Genomic DNA, 15,426 nt, shown 5'->3' with positions numbered 1-15,426 from the left:
CGCATTCTTTCAGTCAGAACGCAGTGCCTGGACCCAAGGGCTGCTACGCAGCCCAACGCGGGGCAAGCCCGCTCGCCACAACGGGCCCGGTGCCGCAACAGGCGCGCCCGTCACAACAATCCCGGTCAGGCCGAGCGCGCCATGATCAAGCCGGTCGCACTCGCCGCTTCCAGACGGATCGCCACAAACTTCGACGTCGGCGTATGGCTGCCATCGCCAGTGCTCTCCAGTGGCACCAGCGGGTTCACTTCCGGGTAGTAAGCGGCTGCCTGCCCTGCGGGAATATCAAACGCCAGCAACGTAAAGCCCTTCACTCGACGTTCACGGCCGTCTTCCCACAGCGAAACGATGTCGGCTTTCTGCCCGGGCTTGAAGCCCAGGCGGATGATGTCGGCTTCATTCACGAACAGCACGTTACGCTGACCTTTCACGCCACGGTAGCGGTCGTCCAGGCCGTAAATGGTGGTGTTGTACTGATCGTGAGAACGCATCGACTGCATGATCAGGTCCGGCACCCGGCCCGTGGCGTGGGTGCGTTCGTGTATCAGGTCTTTGGGCAGCACGTTCGGGCGGAAATTGGCGCGGCCCGAGGGCGTGTTCCAGCGGCGTGCGCCAGCGGAGTTGCCCAGGTAGAAACCGCCCGGGTGTTTGATGCGCTCGTTGAAGTCCTTGAAGCCTGGGATGGTGTCGGCGATGAGGTCGCGGATGCGCCCGTAGTCGGCGACTAGCCAGTTCCAGTCCACGGGTTTGCTGCCCAGGGTTGCGGCAGCAATGCCGGCAAGAATCGCAGGCTCGGATTTCATCAGCTTCGACAGTGGCTGCAGTTGGCCGTTGGAGCCGTGAACCATGCTGAACGAGTCTTCCACAGTGACCGCTTGCGGGCCGTCGGCCTGGATATCGATGTCGGTACGGCCCAGGCACGGCAGGATCAGCGCGTCTTTACCGTGCATCAAATGGCTGCGGTTGAGCTTGGTGCTGATCTGCACGGTCAGGTCGCAGCTGCGCAGTGCTTCAAAGGTGCGCGGGCTGTCGGGCGTGGCTTGGGCGAAGTTGCCGCCCAGGCCGATAAACACTTTGGAGCGGCCTTCGAGCATCGCGTGGATGGCTTCCACAACGTTATGGCCATTGTGGCGCGGCACCTGGAACTGGAAGCGTCGTTCCAGGGAATCGAGGAATGCCACCGGTGGGCGCTCGTTGATGCCCATGGTGCGGTCGCCCTGCACGTTGCTGTGGCCGCGCACCGGGCACAAGCCGGCGCCTGGGCGGCCGATGTTGCCGCGCAGCAGCATCAGGTTGGCGATTTCCTGGATGGTCGGCACCGAATGGCGATGCTGGGTGATGCCCATCGCCCAGCACATGATCACGTTCTTGCCTTTGGCGTACATGCGCGCCGCTTGCTCGATCTCCACCAGGGTCAGGCCGGACTGTTCGACGATCTCATCCCACGAGGTGTCGTCGATCTGGCCCAGGTATTCCAGCACGTTGGTGGTGTGTTCGTTGAGGAAGTCGTGATCGAACACGGCTTCTTTGCCTTCGGCCTGGGCCTGGCGTTCCCACAGCAGCAGGAACTTGGCCATGCCGCGCAGGATGGCCATGTCGCCGCCCAGTGCCGGGCGGAAATAGGCGGTGTTGGTCGGCTTGTCGCCGTTGGTGAGCATTTCCAGCGGGTGTTGCGGGTGCTGGAAACGTTCAAGGCCGCGCTCTTTCAGCGGGTTGATGCACACCACTTGGGCGCCGCGTTTAACTGCCTCACGCAGCGGTTCGAGCATACGCGGGTGATTGGTGCCGGGGTTCTGGCCCCACACGAAAATCGCATCGGCGTGTTCGAAGTCGTCAAAGGTCACGGTGCCTTTGCCCACCCCCACGCTTTGCGCCAGGGCCACGCCGCTGGCCTCGTGGCACATGTTCGAGCAGTCCGGGAAGTTGTTGGTGCCGTAGGCGCGCACAAACAGCTGATACAGGTAAGCCGCCTCGTTGCTGGCGCGGCCCGAGGTGTAGAACTCGGCCATGTCCGGGCTTGGCAGTGCGTTGAGGTGCTTGCCGACCAGGTCGAATGCCGCTTCCCAGCTGATCGGCGTGTAGCGGTCAGTTTCGGCGTCATAGCGCATCGGCTCGGTCAGGCGGCCCTGGTATTCGAGCCAATAGTCGCTTTGCTCCAGCAGTGCGGTGACGCTGTGCTTGGCAAAAAAAGCGGCATCCACGCGGCGTTTGGTGGCTTCCCAGTTGACCGCCTTGGCGCCGTTTTCGCAGAACTTGACCATGCCGCTTTCCGGCGAGTCGCCCCAGGCGCAGCCCGGGCAGTCGAAGCCGCCGTTCTGGTTGGTCTTGAGCATCATGCGCAGGTTTTTCAGCGCGTTGTCGCTGGTCAACCAGGCCTGCGCCACGCTGATCAGCGCGCCCCAGCCGCCAGCCGGGCCTTTGTAGGGCTTGTAGCGCGGAGTCGGGGTTTGGTCGGCTTGGTGGTGCTGGCTCATGACTGGTTCTCCATCGCAGGGCTGTAGACCCGCGGCGCACTTTTCTGCGGCAGGTGAATGAGATTGAGGTTGTGTCGGCGGGCCCATTGCAAGGCCAGGCCGGTAGGCGACGACAGGCTGACCAGGGTCTGGATGCCCGCGCGCAGAACTTTCTGGATTAATTCGAGGCTGCAGCGACTGGTGACAATCGCCAGGCCGCCGTCGGTCGGAATCTTTTGGCGGATCAAGGCGCCGATCAACTTATCCAGGGCGTTATGCCGGCCGATGTCTTCGCGGCCCATCAGCAATTCGCCCTGATTATTCATAAACACCGCCGCATGCACTGCGCCGCTGTACTGGCCCAACGGCTGGAACGCGCTGATGCGCTGGCGCAGGCCGTCGAGCCATTCGGCAGGTGGCAAGGGCGCGCCGGGCAGCACTTGAAGGTCTGGCAGGGCTTGCTCCACCGCCTCGACACCGCACAAGCCGCAGCCACTGGTGCCCGCCAATTGGCGGCGCTGCTGCTTGAGGTTCCAGAAGGCACGGCTGGAAATTTGCACCTGAGCGTATTGGGCCGAGCCCGAACCGCTGAGTTTCAGGTCATATATGTCGCTAACGTCGGCGATAATGCCGCTGCCGATGCTGAAGCCGACGATGAAATCTTCCAGGTCCGTTGGCGTCACCAACATGACCGCCTGGCTGATGTCGTTATAGGCAATCGCCAACGCCACTTCTTCCGCCAACGCTGTGCTGGCGACTTCTGTGTGTTCGAGGTTGCAAAACTGGTAGCTCTGGCTGGAGGCGGGCGCGGGCGTTTCGAGGGCGGGCGCCGCGCAGACTGGGCGCTTGGCGTTCATGTGGCAGTACCACCGGCGGATTGATCAGTGTTTAGACTAGGCGCGACAAAGGGTCGCGTCTAATCGCCAGTACTGATCTATCGATAGATGGCGTCGATCAAGGCTCTTGTTGTGATTTTTGAAACAGCGCGAAACAGGCTTCCGCCAATGCCGAACGCGGTGCGCTGCGACGCATGATCAGCCCCAGGCGAGCCAATGTGTGAGCGTCTTCAATGGGTTGCAGGCGCAGGTGCTCAGTCAGTGCATCCAGGCCGCCGTCCAATGGCATCACCGCGCAGCACAGGCCGCCGTGCACGGCTTGTAACAATTGATGCACCGCATCGGTTTGCAACAGCGGTTGCGGGTTGAGCCCGCGGCTGTGGAAATTGTGGTCGATGGACTGACGGAAATGCATGCCGCTGGTAAGCATGCCCAGCGGCAGTTCGATCAGCGCTTCCCAGCTCAATGGCTTGTCGCCGAAGCTGAAAAAACGCTGGTCGTAGAGCAGGCCCATGCGGGTTTCGCCCAAGGCCAGCGAGTCGAAGCGCTCGTTATCCAGGCGCTCCAGGTAGGACACGCCGAGGTCCAGGCGGTTGCTCGCCAGCTGTTCGAGGATTTGCTCGGAGCTCAAGGCCGACAGTTCAAAGCGCAGGCTCGGATGCTCTTTATGCAGTTGCTGCATCAAGGCCAAGGGATCGAAGCTCGACAACGGCACCACACCCAGGCGCAAGGTGCCGACCAAATTGCCGCGACAGGCCGCTGCTTCGGCCTGCAAGCCGTCATAGGCCGCCAGCACCGTGCGCGCCCACGCCAGCACGCGCTCGCCCGGCGCGGTAAAGCCTTCAAAGCGCTGGCCGCGATTGACCAACGGCAAGTCCAGCTCTTCTTCCAGGTTACGCAAGCGCATCGACAGGGTCGGCTGGGTGATATGGCAGCGCGCGGCCGCCTGACCGAAGTGGCGCGTCTCGTCGAGGGCGATGAGGAATTTCAGCTGTTTGATGTCCATCTTCGCTCCGGGCTTATTCCAATGGCGGGGGATTCTAGCGCGTTTGGGTCTTTGGTCGGCCTGGAACCCAAGACAGCAGGACTGGTCTAGTCTTGGGCATCTGGAACTTAAAAACCCAAGGAGAGCGCACCATGAGTATTTTTAGCTTTGTTAAGGAAGCAGGCGAGAAGCTTATTGACCTGTTGACGCCGGGTAACGCCAACGCAAGTGATGAGTTGAAAAAGCACATCAGCGATGTCGGGCTCGGAAACCCGAATATCACCGCAACCGTTGATGGCGACAAGGTCACCGTGAAGGGTGAAGTTGCCTCTCAGGAAGAAAAAGAAAAAATCATCCTGGCTGCAGGCAACATCGCAGGTGTTGGCAGTGTAGAAGACCAGATCACCGTGACCGGCCCGGCTGTGACAGCGGCCCGTTTCGTCGTCGTGAAAAAGGGCGACACGCTGAGCGCGATTTCCCTGGCGGTGTACGGCAACGCCAACCATTACCAAAAGATCTTTGAGGCCAACAAGCCGTTGCTCAAAGATGTGGACAAAATTTACCCAGGGCAGACACTGCGCATTCCTGAGTAATACGCTGGCCCAACGGTGGAGCGGGATTGTGTGGGAGCAGGCTTGCCTGCGATAGCATCACCTCGGTGTAATTGATACACCGAGGTGCCTATATCGCGGGCAAGCCCGTCGCTCACACAAGCCCGCTCCCACTTTTGATTAGAGCCCGGCGATCAGATCCCGGTAATCCCCTACCGCCGCAAACTCTGCCGTGTCCTTTGGCCCCTTCTTGCTGTCCGGTTCTTTCACTGCCAGCAGATGCCCCACGCCAAAATCCCGAGCACTGCGCAGGATCGGCAAGGTGTCATCAATAAACAGGCTGCGCGCCGGGTCGAACTGGATGTCCGCTTGCAGGGCATCCCAGAATTGCGGGTTCTCCTTGGCAAAACCATAGTCATGGGAGCTGATCAACCGCTCGAAATACGGCGCCAGTTCAATGCGTTCCAACTTCAAGGACAGCGAGTCACGATGAGCGTTGGTGATCAAAATCACGCGCTTGCCGGCCTGCTTGATCGCCGCCAGAAAGGTATCCGCGTCCGGGCGCAGGGCAATCAGGTGGGCCGTTTCCAGCTTGAGGTCGCGCACCGGAATATTCAGTTCCGTGCTCCAGAAGTCCAGGCAATACCATTGCAACTGTCCCGCGTTACGCTCGAACAGTGGCTGCAGTTCCCTATTGGCTATTGCCCGGCTTACGCCGTGCAGCTCGGCGTAGCGCTGGGGCAGATGCTCCATCCAGAAATGGTTGTCGAAATGCAGGTCGAGCAAGGTGCCGTCCATGTCCAGCAGGACGGTATCGATGGCGTGCCAGGGCAAAGAGGGCATGGGGCGTTCTCATGTAAGTAAAGATATCCGACACAGACAATCGGAAAAGCCACGGTATAGTAACCCGATCACGCCAAGGAGCCGCTTATGCGCCAGAAACCCACCGTCCTCGCCCGCGAAATAGTCGCCAGTAGCCGTTTGTTCCGCGTGGAGGAAGTGCAATTGCGCTTTTCCAATGGCGTTGAACGGACCTACGAGCGCCTGGTAGGCCGCGGTGCCGGCTACGGCGCGGTGATGATCGTGGCGATGATTGACGACGATCATGCGTTGCTGGTGGAGGAGTACTGCGGCGGCACCGATGAATATGAGGTGTCGTTGCCCAAGGGTCTGATCGAACCCGGCGAAGACGTGCTGGCGGCGGCCAACCGTGAACTCAAGGAAGAGGCCGGTTATGGCGCGCGTCAGTTGGAGCACATTACCGAGCTGTCGTTGTCACCCGGCTACATGAGCCAGAAAATTCAGGTGGTGTTGGCCACCGATCTGTACGAAGAGCGCCTGGAGGGCGATGAGCCTGAGCCGATGCGGGTTGATCGGGTTAACCTGCGCGAGCTGTCGCAGCTTGCGCAAAACGAGCAGTTCAGCGAGGGGCGCGCCCTGGCGGCACTGTATCTGGTACGAGACCTGTTGACCCAGCGTGGAGCGTTTATCGCATGAGCGAACTGTTTTTAGGTCACCCGTTTATTGCCCCTGTGATTGAGCTGGCCCGTCAGGCGGGCGAAGTGATCCTGCCGTATTGGCGCGCCGACGTGGAGGTCACCTCCAAGTCGGATGACTCGCCGGTGACGGCAGCGGACCTGGCCGCTCACCATCTGATTCTCGCCGGCCTTACCGCGCTCGACCCGAGCATTCCAGTGTTGTCCGAAGAAGACGCGGATATCGACCAGAGTGTGCGTGCGGGCTGGCAGCGCTGGTGGCTGGTTGACCCGCTGGATGGCACCAAGGAATTTATCTCTGGCAGCGAAGAATTCACCGTCAATATCGCCTTGATCGAACAAGGCCGCGTGGTGTTTGGCGTGGTATCGATGCCGACCAGTGGTCGTTGCTACTTCGGAGGCGCGGGGCTGGGGGCGTGGCGTTCTGATGTGAACGAGGCACCCAAGCAGATTCAGGTACGCCAGACGCCGGCAGCGGGTGAAGCCTTCACCGTGGTTGCCAGCCGCCGCCACAGCAGCCCTGAACAAGAGCGCCTGCTGCACGGCTTGAGCGAAGGCCTGGGAGCGTTGAAGCTGGCGAATATCGGCAGCTCGCTGAAATTCTGCCTGTTGGCCGAAGGCAGTGCCGATTGCTATCCACGTTTGGCGCCGACGTCGCAGTGGGACACCGCAGCGGCTCAGGGCGTGTTGGAAGGCGCGGGCGGCGAGGTGTTGGAGTTGAGTGGTGAGCCGTTCAGCTATCCGGCGCGGGAATCGCTGCTGAACCCGTTCTTTTTGGCGCTGCCGGCCAAGGCCGCATGGCGCGAGCGCTTGCTGACCCTGGCGAGATCCTGAGCCTGGCCTAGATTCAATGTGGGAGCTGGCTTGCCTGCGATTTCGTTAGAGCAGCCACTCACGCTGTGACTGTCAGATCGCTATCGCGGCGCCTCAACATAACGTCCGATAAACGCAAAATAGGTAACAGACGAGCTTTCGTGGCGAGCGGGCTGGCCCCGCGTTGGGCTGCGAAGCGGCCCCAATAAGAACACCACGCTCTGCTGACCGACCGCCGTTTCAGGTTTTAGGGCTGCTTCGCAGCCCAACGTGGGGCCAGCCCGCTCGCCACGGAGGATGGGGTCGCCATTCGGAAGTTGTGTAGATACCGTGGCAATCCAGCGCTCATATTTTTTTGGGGTTTGACGGTTAACGGTGCAAAACGTACTGGCCAGTAAACGCCACCGCGCGCTCCTCACTCCCCTCATTCACAATCCACGTCTCCAGCGTCAGCCGCGCCCGGCCATAACGGTTATACGTCGCCACAAAACGCGTCCACACCTTCTCCTCCGGCGCCCGACACACCACCGTCGCATCCCGTGTGACTGGCAGCGGATAGCTGATCTGCCCTTCCTGAATCACGATATGCCCGTCTTCTATGCCTTCTTCGCGCAATTGCAGGTGCAGCCAACCCCAGCCCGCCAGCACGGCGCCGCAATACAGGCTGCCGCCAAACATGGTGCTCTTGTGGTTGATATTGGCTTGCAAGGGCAGGTGCAGCTGCAACTGGCCGTGTTGCCAGTCGAGCACCTTGAGGCCCATTTCCCGGGTAAGCGGGATGTCGTGGTGAAGGATGGATTCCAGGTAACGGCTGTCGCGGCTCATGGCGGCCTCTTGGCGAGTGGGCAGGGTCATTCGTCGTCGGCGCTGTGGTTGGCGCTGTCGGCGAAGTTCAGGCCGTGCTTGCGCAGTTTGTCGTGCAGGGTTTTGCGCGGTATGCCCAAGGCTTCGGCGAGGCTGCGCACCGAGCTGTGGGGGCGGGTCAGCTCGGCGGCGATCAGGCTTTTTTCGAACTGCTCGACTTGTTCGCTCAGGCCGCCGGGCGTAGAAGTCAGGATGCCAGCGGCAGGGTTGTCCGCCGTGGCGTCCAGTGCCAGTTCGAGCCCCAGGGCAAAGCGTTCTGCCGCATTCTGCAGTTCGCGCACATTGCCCGGCCAGCTATGACGCAGCAGCAGCGCGCGCTGGCCTGGTTGCAGCTCGTTAAGCGGCAGGCCGTGACGGCTGCTGGCCTCGTCGGCAAAGTGTTGAAACAGCATCAAGGCATCCTCGCCGCGCTCGCGCAACGGTGGAATGCGCAGCGGTGCAACATTGAGGCGGTAATACAAGTCGGCGCGGAAGCGACCCTGATCGGCAGCCTGGCGCAGGTCTTCCTTGGTGGCAGCGATGATGCGGATATCCAGCGGGATCAGTTGATTGCCCCCCAGGCGTTCCACCACGCGCTCCTGCAACAGGCGCAACAGCTTGACCTGCACGTCCAGGCTCATGCTTTCGATTTCATCGAGAAACAGCGTGCCGCCATTGGCGAACTCGAATTTGCCGATACGGCGTTTCTGCGCGCCGGTAAACGCTCCCGGCTCATGGCCGAACAGCTCGCTCTCGACCACTGATTCGGCCAGTGCGCCGGCGTTGATCGCCACAAACGGCCCGCTGCGTCGGCTGGACAGGTCGTGCAGCGCGCGCGCCACCACCTCTTTGCCGGCGCCGGTTTCGCCGAGGATCAACACGTCGGCGCGGGTCGCGGCCAGGGCGCCGATCTGCTCGCGCAGGCGCAGCATTTGCGGCGAATGCCCGACCAGGCGCGTGCTCAATTGCTGACGGTCACTGAGGGCCAGGCGCAGGCTGCGGTTGTCCAGCACCAGACGGCGCAGGGCCAGGGCGCGACGCACGCTGTCGAGCAGGGCATCGCTGGCGAAGGGTTTTTCAAGGAAATCATAAGCGCCGGCCCGCATGGCTTGCACCGCCAGCGGCACGTCGCCGTGGCCGGTGATCAACAGCACCGGCAATTCCGGGTCCTGGCCGTGCAGTTCGGCGAGCAACTCCAGGCCGTCCATGCCGGGCATGCGGATGTCGCTGACCACCACGCCCGGCCAGTCCCGCGACAGGCGCGCAGTGAGGCCGGTGGCTTCGCCCAGGGTCAGGACGTTCAGCCCGGCCAGGTCCAGGGTCTGGCACAGGGCCTGACGCAGGTGTGGATCGTCGTCGATCAACACCACCTGAATCTGGTTATCGATACTCATACACTGCGGTCCTCGGACGGTTGCAGACTGACGCCCGGCGAGCCGGCACGCAATTTCAAGGTTAACAGCGCGCCGCCTTCCTTGTGGTTGGCAAACAGCAATTCGCCACCAAAGGCACGCATCAACGTGTCGCAAATTGCCAGCCCCAGCCCAAGGCCCTGGGTGCGCGTCTTGGTGGTGTAGAACGGCTCGCTGGCGCGGCCCAGGGCTTCCATGCAAAAGCCTGGACCGTTGTCGCGAATGTAAAGGTTGACGCCCTGTTCGGTGGTTTGGGCACTCAACCAGAGTTTGCGCGGCGGGCCTTTTTCGGTGAGAGCGTCGAGGGCGTTGGCCAGCAAGTTGCCGAGTACCTGGCGCAGACGCGTTTCGCCGGCCTGTACCCACAGGGTTGCTTCTGGCAAATCGCGGATCAGCTCCACTTCCATCGACCGTCGCCGCTTGGCCAGCAACGCCAGTGCATCGTCCAGCGCCGGTTGCAGGGCCACGCTTTCCGGTGCGTGGCGGTCGCGTCGGGCGAACGCGCGCAGATGCGCGATGATCGAGGCCATGCGCCCGGTCAGTTCGCTGATCAGTTTGAGGTTGCCGCGAGCGTCATTGGTGCGCTCGTGGTCGAGCAGGATTTCGGCGTTTTCTGCGTAGCTGCGAATCGCCGCGAGCGGTTGATTGAGTTCGTGGCTGATGCTCGCCGACATGGTCCCCAACGCTGACAGTTTGCCGGCTTGCACCAGGTCGTCCTGGGCGCGAACCAGCTCCTGCTGGGCGTGTTCGCGCTCAAGCACTTCCTGTTTCAGGCGCCGGTTGAGGCCTTCAAGGTCGCTGGTGCGCTCGATCACACGGGCTTCCAGTTCGCGGCGCGCCTTGGCTTCGAACGCGATGCGTTCCAGATAATGGCGACGGCGCTGCATCATCAAGCCCAGCAGCAGCATCAGTACCAGCAACGTGGCGCCGCCGACTGCTACTACCGTGCGCACCGGGCGATTGATCAGCGAGCGCGGCGCCAGAATTTCCACCGTCCAGCCGGTTTCGGCAATGGCTGAGGATTGGCGCAGCCATGCCGTCGTACTCAAGGCCAGCGGCTGGGGGTCGCGCGTCGGGTAGGGCTGGATCGCGATGATGGCTTGGCGCTCTTCGGCGGTCAGCGGCCGTGTCGCACGGAATCGCCATTGCGGGCGTGATGTAAGGATCACCACGCCGTTGTGGTCCGTCACCAGCAGTTGTTCCGGGGTTTTGCCCCACAGGCTTTCGGTATGGTCCAGGTCAACCTTGACCACCAGCACACCGATGATCGTGTCGCCATCGCGCACGGCGGCGGCGAAGAAGTAGCCGCGTTTGGCCGACGTGGTGCCCAGGCCGAAAAACCGGCCCAGGCGCCCGGCCATGGCTTCGCTGAAATAGGGGCGAAACGAGAAATTGCGCCCGACAAAGCTGTCCTGCTTGTCCCAATTGGAGGCGGCGAGCGTTTTGCCGGTGGTGTCCATCAGGTACATCACTTCTACCCCGGCCTGGGCGGCGACGTTCTTGAGCAACAGGTTGGCGTTGACCAGGTTGGTGCTGACATCGGGCGCATCCAGCGCGGTGCGCAGGGCCGGCAAGTCACCCAGAATCTGGGGCAGCACTTCATAGCGGTGCAGGGTGCCGAGCAGGTTGGCGACGTAGAGGTCGAGGGTCTGGCGGTTTTGACCGGCCAGTTCGCTGCGGTAATAGCGCTCGGCCAGGTGTTCCAGCGGCCACAGCAGCGGTGCCAGGCACAACGCCAACAGGGCGAGGCTGCGCCAGCGGGGTCTTCGCGGAAGGGGTGGAGTCATGGGAGTCATGCGCCTGTGGGGACAGGCGCATTATGCCTAGCTGTGGTGCGTGATGCTGTTGTTATGCGATCAGGTCTTTTGGCTCGGTGTTACCCAGACGCTCACCCTGATAGCTGCCGTCTTGGACGCGGCGGCACCAGTCGAGGTTATCGAGGTACCACTGCACCGTTTTGCGCAGGCCGGTTTCGAAGGTTTCTTCGGGCACCCAACCCAGGTCGTGCTCGATCTTGCTGGCATCGATCGCGTAGCGCTGATCGTGGCCCGGGCGATCCTTGACGAAAGTGATCAGATCGGTGAATTTTTCCACGCCCGCCGGGCGATTGGGTGCCAGTTCTTCGAGCAGGCCACAAATGCCGCGTACCACGTCGATATTCTTCTGTTCGTTGTGGCCGCCGATATTGTAGGTCTCGCCGACCACACCTTCGGTAACCACTTTCAACAGCGCGCGAGCGTGATCTTCGACGAACAGCCAATCGCGCACTTGCAGGCCATCACCGTAGACCGGCAGTTGCTTGCCGGCGAGGGCGTTGAGGATGACCAGCGGGATCAGTTTTTCGGGGAAGTGGAACGGCCCGTAGTTGTTCGAGCAGTTGGTCAGCAGCACCGGCAGGCCGTAAGTGCGCTGCCACGCGCGGACCAGGTGGTCGGACGCCGCCTTGCTGGCCGAGTACGGCGAGCTGGGCGCGTAAGGCGTGGTTTCAGTGAACAGGTCGTCCACGCCGTGCAGGTCGCCATAAACCTCATCGGTGGAGATGTGGTGAAAGCGAAACGCGCTCTTGGCCGGCTCTTCCAGCGTTTGCCAGTAAGCGCGAGTGGCTTCCAGCAGGCTGTAAGTGCCGACGATGTTGGTCTGGATGAAATCCGACGGGCCATCAATGGAGCGGTCGACATGCGACTCGGCTGCCAGGTGCATGATTGCCTCAGGCTTAAAGCGCGCAATCACGGCGCTGACCGCAGCCTGGTCGATGATATCGGCCTGCACGAACTCATAGCGGCTATTGGACGCAATGCTGGTCAGCGATTCCAGGTTGCCGGCGTAGGTGAGTTTGTCCAGGTTGAGCACGTCGTGCTCGGTGTCTTGAATCAGGTGACGAACCAGGGCGGAACCGATAAAACCGGCACCGCCGGTGATGAGAATACGCATGTCGAGGGCCTTTTCCTTAGACGAAGACTTGGCGAAGTTGGCATAGCTTGAGTTGTGAATCGGGACGGCGCAAGCCCGGTATGCATGAGGGGTTGATTAACAGGCCCGAACAATGGCGATATAAGCGCCTGAAAAAGCAGAGGTCGCCACCATGTTGCTCGCCACGTTGATCCATCGTGCCAGTTTGCCTTGCCCACAAATAAGCGCCGATCAAGCCGCGCAATTGCTCGAGCAACATTACGGTTTGACGGGCGCGTTGCAGTCGCTGGGCAGCCAACAAGACCTCAATTACCGAGTTGACAGCGAGCGTGGCCGCTTCGTTCTGAAGATCTGCCGGGGCGACTACGCCACCATTGAACTGCAGGCCCAGCACGCCGCCCTCAATGAACTGCAAGCGCACGTGCGTGTGCCCAAGGTGAACCGCGCACTGACCGGGGAAGACGTGCTGAGCGTCACCGTGGGCGGGCAAACCGCGCACCTGCGGCTGCTGGACTATATCGACGGCCAGCCCCTGACGCATCTGCCGCACCTGGGCCGTGACGTGATCGCAGGCTTTGGTGAGCTGTGTGGACAGGTCAGCCGCGCACTTGAGCATTTCGAGCACCCGGGCCTGGACCGCACGTTGCAATGGGACCCGCGCCACGCCCATGCACTGATCACGCACCTGCTGGCCAACCTGAATAACCTGCCGCACCGCGACGCCATCGAGCGCGCGGCCAACCACGCACACACGCGCCTTCAGCCTTTGGCCGATCACCTGCCGTGGCAAGCCGTGCACCTGGACATCACCGATGACAACGTCGTTTGGCAGCGCGACGCCCAGCGGCGTTGGCAGGTCCAGGGCGTGATTGATTTCGGCGACCTGGTGCACACCTGGCGCATTGCCGACCTGTCGGTGACCTGCGCGGCGCTGTTGCACCATGCCGATGGAGACCCGTTTGCCATCCTGCCGGCGGTCCAGGCCTGCCACGCGGTGACGCCATTGCTGCGCGAAGAGTTACAGGCGTTATGGCCGCTGATTGTGGCGCGCGCGGCGGTGCTGGTGCTCAGCAGCGAACAGCAGCAACGCCTTGATCCTGACAATACTTACCTGCTGAAAAATGCCGAGCACGAGTGGGAAATTTTTCATGTGGCGACCTCGGTGCCGTTTGCGCTGATGGAGGCGGCGATCCTGAGCTGTGTCGCACAAGCGTTGCCGCCGATGGCCGGCCAAGACTTTGCACCGTTGCTGCCGGGCCTGGTTGGGCGTGAGTTCGCGCTGATCGATCTGGGTGTACTCAGCCCGCATTTCGAGGCCGGCAATTGGGAGTTGCCCGGCATAGACCGCCGGTTATTGGATGAAGCGGCGACCGTGCATGGGCTGGCGGCCAGTCGGTATGGGCAATATCGGTTGTCGCGAACGCGTGCCGACAGTACCGTCGAGCCGCAGACTTTCCCGCTTCACGTGGAGTTGCATCTGCCTCATGGCACCGTATTGGAAGCGCCCTTTGGCGGTACGTTGCGCCAAAGCGACGATGGTCTGCTGTGCTTGCATGACGCTCAACTGAACCTGCGTATAGGCGGCGCGAGAACCGCGTTGAAACCGGGTTCGGTGGTGGTGAAGGGGCAACTGCTCGGTGAGGTGCACGCTCCGCTCACCGTACAGTTATGCCGTGCCGAGCTCGAGCCGCCGTTGTTCTGCACCCCGTCCAGGGCGCCGGCGTGGCAAGCCCTCTGCCCGTCGCCGGCTGCGTTGCTGGGGCTGGCCTGTGATGCCGAGCCGGAGCTGGACCCGAAAGCCCTGCTGGCGCGTCGGGATGCCAGTTTCGCTCGCTCGCAGAAGCACTATTACGTCGACCCACCGCGCATCGAGCGTGGCTGGCGCAACCACCTGATCGACATGCAGGGCCGTTCCTACCTGGACATGCTCAACAATGTCGCCGTGCTGGGCCATGGCCACCCGCGCATGGCGGCGGTGGCGGCGCGGCAATGGTCGCTGCTCAACACCAACTCGCGCTTTCACTATGCGGCGATTGCCGAGTTTTCCGAGCGTTTGCTGGCATTGGCGCCAGAGGGCATGGACCGGGTGTTTCTGGTCAACAGCGGCACCGAGGCCAATGACCTGGCGATCCGCCTGGCCTGGGCCTACAGCGGCGGGCGCGACATGCTCAGCGTGCTGGAGGCGTACCACGGCTGGTCGGTGGCGGCGGATGCGGTGTCGACCTCGATTGCCGACAACCCGCAGGCATTGAGCAGCCGCCCGGACTGGGTGCACCCGGTGACCGCGCCGAACACCTATCGCGGCGAGTTCCGTGGGCAGGACAGTGCGCCGGATTACGTGCGAAGCGTGGACCACAACCTGGCGAAAATCGCCGCGAGTAACCGCCAGTTGGCAGGGTTCATATGCGAGCCGGTCTACGGCAATGCGGGGGGCATTTCACTGCCGCCGGGTTATTTGCAGCAGGTGTACGCGCGGGTGCGCGCCCAGGGCGGCGTGTGCATCGCCGATGAGGTGCAGGTGGGGTATGGGCGCATGGGCCACTTTTTCTGGGGCTTTGAAGAGCAGGGCGTGGTGCCGGACATCATCACCATGGCCAAGGGCATGGGGAACGGCCAGCCGTTGGGCGCGGTGATCACCCGGCGCGAAATCGCCGAGGCGCTGGAGGCCGAAGGGTATTTCTTCTCGTCGTCGGGGGGCAGCCCGGTCAGCTGTCAGATCGGGATGGCCGTGCTGGACGTGATGCAGGAAGAAAAGCTGTGGGAAAACGCCCAGGTGGTGGGCGGGCATTTCAAGGCGCGCTTGGAGCAGTTGATCGATCGTCACCCACTGGTCGGCGCTGTTCATGGCTCCGGCTTCTATCTGGGGCTGGAGTTGGTGCGTGATCGCCATACGCTTGAACCGGCCACCGAAGAAACGGCGTTGCTGTGTGACCGGTTACGGGAACTGGGTATTTTCATGCAGCCCACGGGTGACTACCTCAATATCCTCAAGATCAAGCCGCCGATGGTCACGTCCAAACGCAGCGTGGACTTCTTCGTCGACATGTTGTCGAAGGTGCTGGATGAGCAGTTGTAATAGTCGATTGTTATCGGTTATTAACCGTGATGTTTTGTGATTTCCATCTTT

General features: G+C 61.9%; 12 protein-coding genes. 4 read left to right on the top strand and 8 right to left on the bottom strand.

Annotation, left to right across the window (positions count from 1 at the left end):
• Positions 1-125: 125 nt before the first annotated feature.
• From AACV02_RS27665 to AACV02_RS27655, 3 genes are all read right to left on the bottom strand, one after another.
• The gene (locus AACV02_RS27665; protein WP_119738175.1) at positions 126-2,474 is read right to left on the bottom strand and encodes an FdhF/YdeP family oxidoreductase; all 2,349 of its coding nucleotides are present in this window, start codon (positions 2,472-2,474) and stop codon (positions 126-128) included.
• The gene (gene fdhD, locus AACV02_RS27660; protein WP_119738173.1) at positions 2,471-3,310 is read right to left on the bottom strand and encodes a formate dehydrogenase accessory sulfurtransferase FdhD; all 840 of its coding nucleotides are present in this window, start codon (positions 3,308-3,310) and stop codon (positions 2,471-2,473) included. The genes AACV02_RS27665 and fdhD overlap by 4 nt, the downstream gene beginning before the upstream one ends.
• Positions 3,311-3,407: 97 nt before the next feature.
• On the bottom strand, positions 3,408-4,295 hold the full coding sequence (locus AACV02_RS27655) for a LysR family transcriptional regulator (RefSeq protein ID WP_119738171.1): 888 nt from the start codon (positions 4,293-4,295) through the stop codon (positions 3,408-3,410).
• 131 nt (positions 4,296-4,426) lie between these two features.
• Between AACV02_RS27655 and lysM the strand changes: the two genes are divergently transcribed.
• Positions 4,427-4,867: a peptidoglycan-binding protein LysM gene (lysM, locus tag AACV02_RS27650; protein ID WP_119738169.1), complete on the top strand. Its 441-nt coding sequence runs from the start codon at positions 4,427-4,429 to the stop codon at positions 4,865-4,867.
• A gap of 138 nt (positions 4,868-5,005) precedes the next feature.
• On the opposite strand, the gene yrfG is transcribed toward lysM, so the two are convergent.
• Positions 5,006-5,668 carry a GMP/IMP nucleotidase gene (yrfG, locus tag AACV02_RS27645; RefSeq protein WP_119738167.1) on the bottom strand — a complete coding sequence of 221 codons (663 nt, stop codon included), beginning with the start codon at positions 5,666-5,668 and terminating at the stop codon, positions 5,006-5,008.
• An 87-nt stretch (positions 5,669-5,755) separates the two neighbouring features.
• On the opposite strand from yrfG, the gene nudE reads away from it, so the two are divergent.
• Together nudE and cysQ are read left to right on the top strand one after the other, a co-directional pair.
• Complete coding sequence (gene nudE, locus AACV02_RS27640) at positions 5,756-6,322, top strand: ADP compounds hydrolase NudE (protein ID WP_106577427.1); 567 nt, start codon at positions 5,756-5,758, stop codon at positions 6,320-6,322.
• The gene (cysQ, locus tag AACV02_RS27635) at positions 6,319-7,155 is read left to right on the top strand and encodes a 3'(2'),5'-bisphosphate nucleotidase CysQ (RefSeq protein WP_119738165.1); all 837 of its coding nucleotides are present in this window, start codon (positions 6,319-6,321) and stop codon (positions 7,153-7,155) included. The genes nudE and cysQ overlap by 4 nt, the downstream gene beginning before the upstream one ends.
• A gap of 348 nt (positions 7,156-7,503) precedes the next feature.
• Here cysQ and AACV02_RS27630 read toward each other — a convergent pair whose 3' ends face one another.
• The 4 genes from AACV02_RS27630 to rfbB all read right to left on the bottom strand — a co-directional run bounded on the left by AACV02_RS27630 (position 7,504) and on the right by rfbB (position 12,320).
• Positions 7,504-7,959: a thioesterase domain-containing protein gene (locus AACV02_RS27630; RefSeq protein ID WP_119738163.1), complete on the bottom strand. Its 456-nt coding sequence runs from the start codon at positions 7,957-7,959 to the stop codon at positions 7,504-7,506.
• Between the two features lie 26 nt (positions 7,960-7,985).
• On the bottom strand, positions 7,986-9,371 hold the full coding sequence (locus AACV02_RS27625; protein WP_119738161.1) for a sigma-54-dependent transcriptional regulator: 1,386 nt from the start codon (positions 9,369-9,371) through the stop codon (positions 7,986-7,988).
• On the bottom strand, positions 9,368-11,176 hold the full coding sequence (locus tag AACV02_RS27620; RefSeq protein ID WP_106577431.1) for a sensor histidine kinase: 1,809 nt from the start codon (positions 11,174-11,176) through the stop codon (positions 9,368-9,370). Before AACV02_RS27620 ends, AACV02_RS27625 begins: the two co-directional genes overlap by 4 nt.
• Before the next feature lie 61 nt (positions 11,177-11,237).
• The gene (gene rfbB, locus AACV02_RS27615; RefSeq protein ID WP_119738159.1) at positions 11,238-12,320 is read right to left on the bottom strand and encodes a dTDP-glucose 4,6-dehydratase; all 1,083 of its coding nucleotides are present in this window, start codon (positions 12,318-12,320) and stop codon (positions 11,238-11,240) included.
• A gap of 151 nt (positions 12,321-12,471) precedes the next feature.
• Between rfbB and AACV02_RS27610 the strand changes: the two genes are divergently transcribed.
• Positions 12,472-15,375: an aminotransferase gene (locus AACV02_RS27610; protein WP_119738157.1), complete on the top strand. Its 2,904-nt coding sequence runs from the start codon at positions 12,472-12,474 to the stop codon at positions 15,373-15,375.
• The last annotated feature ends 51 nt before the right edge of the window (positions 15,376-15,426 follow it).

The organism is Pseudomonas sp. Larv2_ips (assembly GCF_963879675.1).
Lineage (GTDB): Bacteria > Pseudomonadota > Gammaproteobacteria > Pseudomonadales > Pseudomonadaceae > Aquipseudomonas.
Note: the sequence above shows the minus strand (reverse complement) of the source record. Positions and strands in the feature narration are given on the sequence as shown.

What these genes read in the sequence shown, in the direction of transcription:
- AACV02_RS27620 (WP_106577431.1), bottom strand. Translation starts at nt 11,176, where the DNA reads ATGACTCCACCCCTTCCGCGAAGACCCCGCTGGCGCAGCCTCGCCCTG.
- fdhD (WP_119738173.1), bottom strand. Translation starts at nt 3,310, where the DNA reads ATGAACGCCAAGCGCCCAGTCTGCGCGGCGCCCGCCCTCGAAACGCCC.
- AACV02_RS27610 (WP_119738157.1), top strand. Translation starts at nt 12,472, where the DNA reads ATGTTGCTCGCCACGTTGATCCATCGTGCCAGTTTGCCTTGCCCACAA.
- rfbB (WP_119738159.1), bottom strand. Translation starts at nt 12,320, where the DNA reads ATGCGTATTCTCATCACCGGCGGTGCCGGTTTTATCGGTTCCGCCCTG.
- cysQ (WP_119738165.1), top strand. Translation starts at nt 6,319, where the DNA reads ATGAGCGAACTGTTTTTAGGTCACCCGTTTATTGCCCCTGTGATTGAG.
- AACV02_RS27665 (WP_119738175.1), bottom strand. Translation starts at nt 2,474, where the DNA reads ATGAGCCAGCACCACCAAGCCGACCAAACCCCGACTCCGCGCTACAAG.
- yrfG (WP_119738167.1), bottom strand. Translation starts at nt 5,668, where the DNA reads ATGCCCTCTTTGCCCTGGCACGCCATCGATACCGTCCTGCTGGACATG.
- nudE (WP_106577427.1), top strand. Translation starts at nt 5,756, where the DNA reads ATGCGCCAGAAACCCACCGTCCTCGCCCGCGAAATAGTCGCCAGTAGC.
- AACV02_RS27655 (WP_119738171.1), bottom strand. Translation starts at nt 4,295, where the DNA reads ATGGACATCAAACAGCTGAAATTCCTCATCGCCCTCGACGAGACGCGC.
- AACV02_RS27625 (WP_119738161.1), bottom strand. Translation starts at nt 9,371, where the DNA reads ATGAGTATCGATAACCAGATTCAGGTGGTGTTGATCGACGACGATCCA.
- AACV02_RS27630 (WP_119738163.1), bottom strand. Translation starts at nt 7,959, where the DNA reads ATGAGCCGCGACAGCCGTTACCTGGAATCCATCCTTCACCACGACATC.
- lysM (WP_119738169.1), top strand. Translation starts at nt 4,427, where the DNA reads ATGAGTATTTTTAGCTTTGTTAAGGAAGCAGGCGAGAAGCTTATTGAC.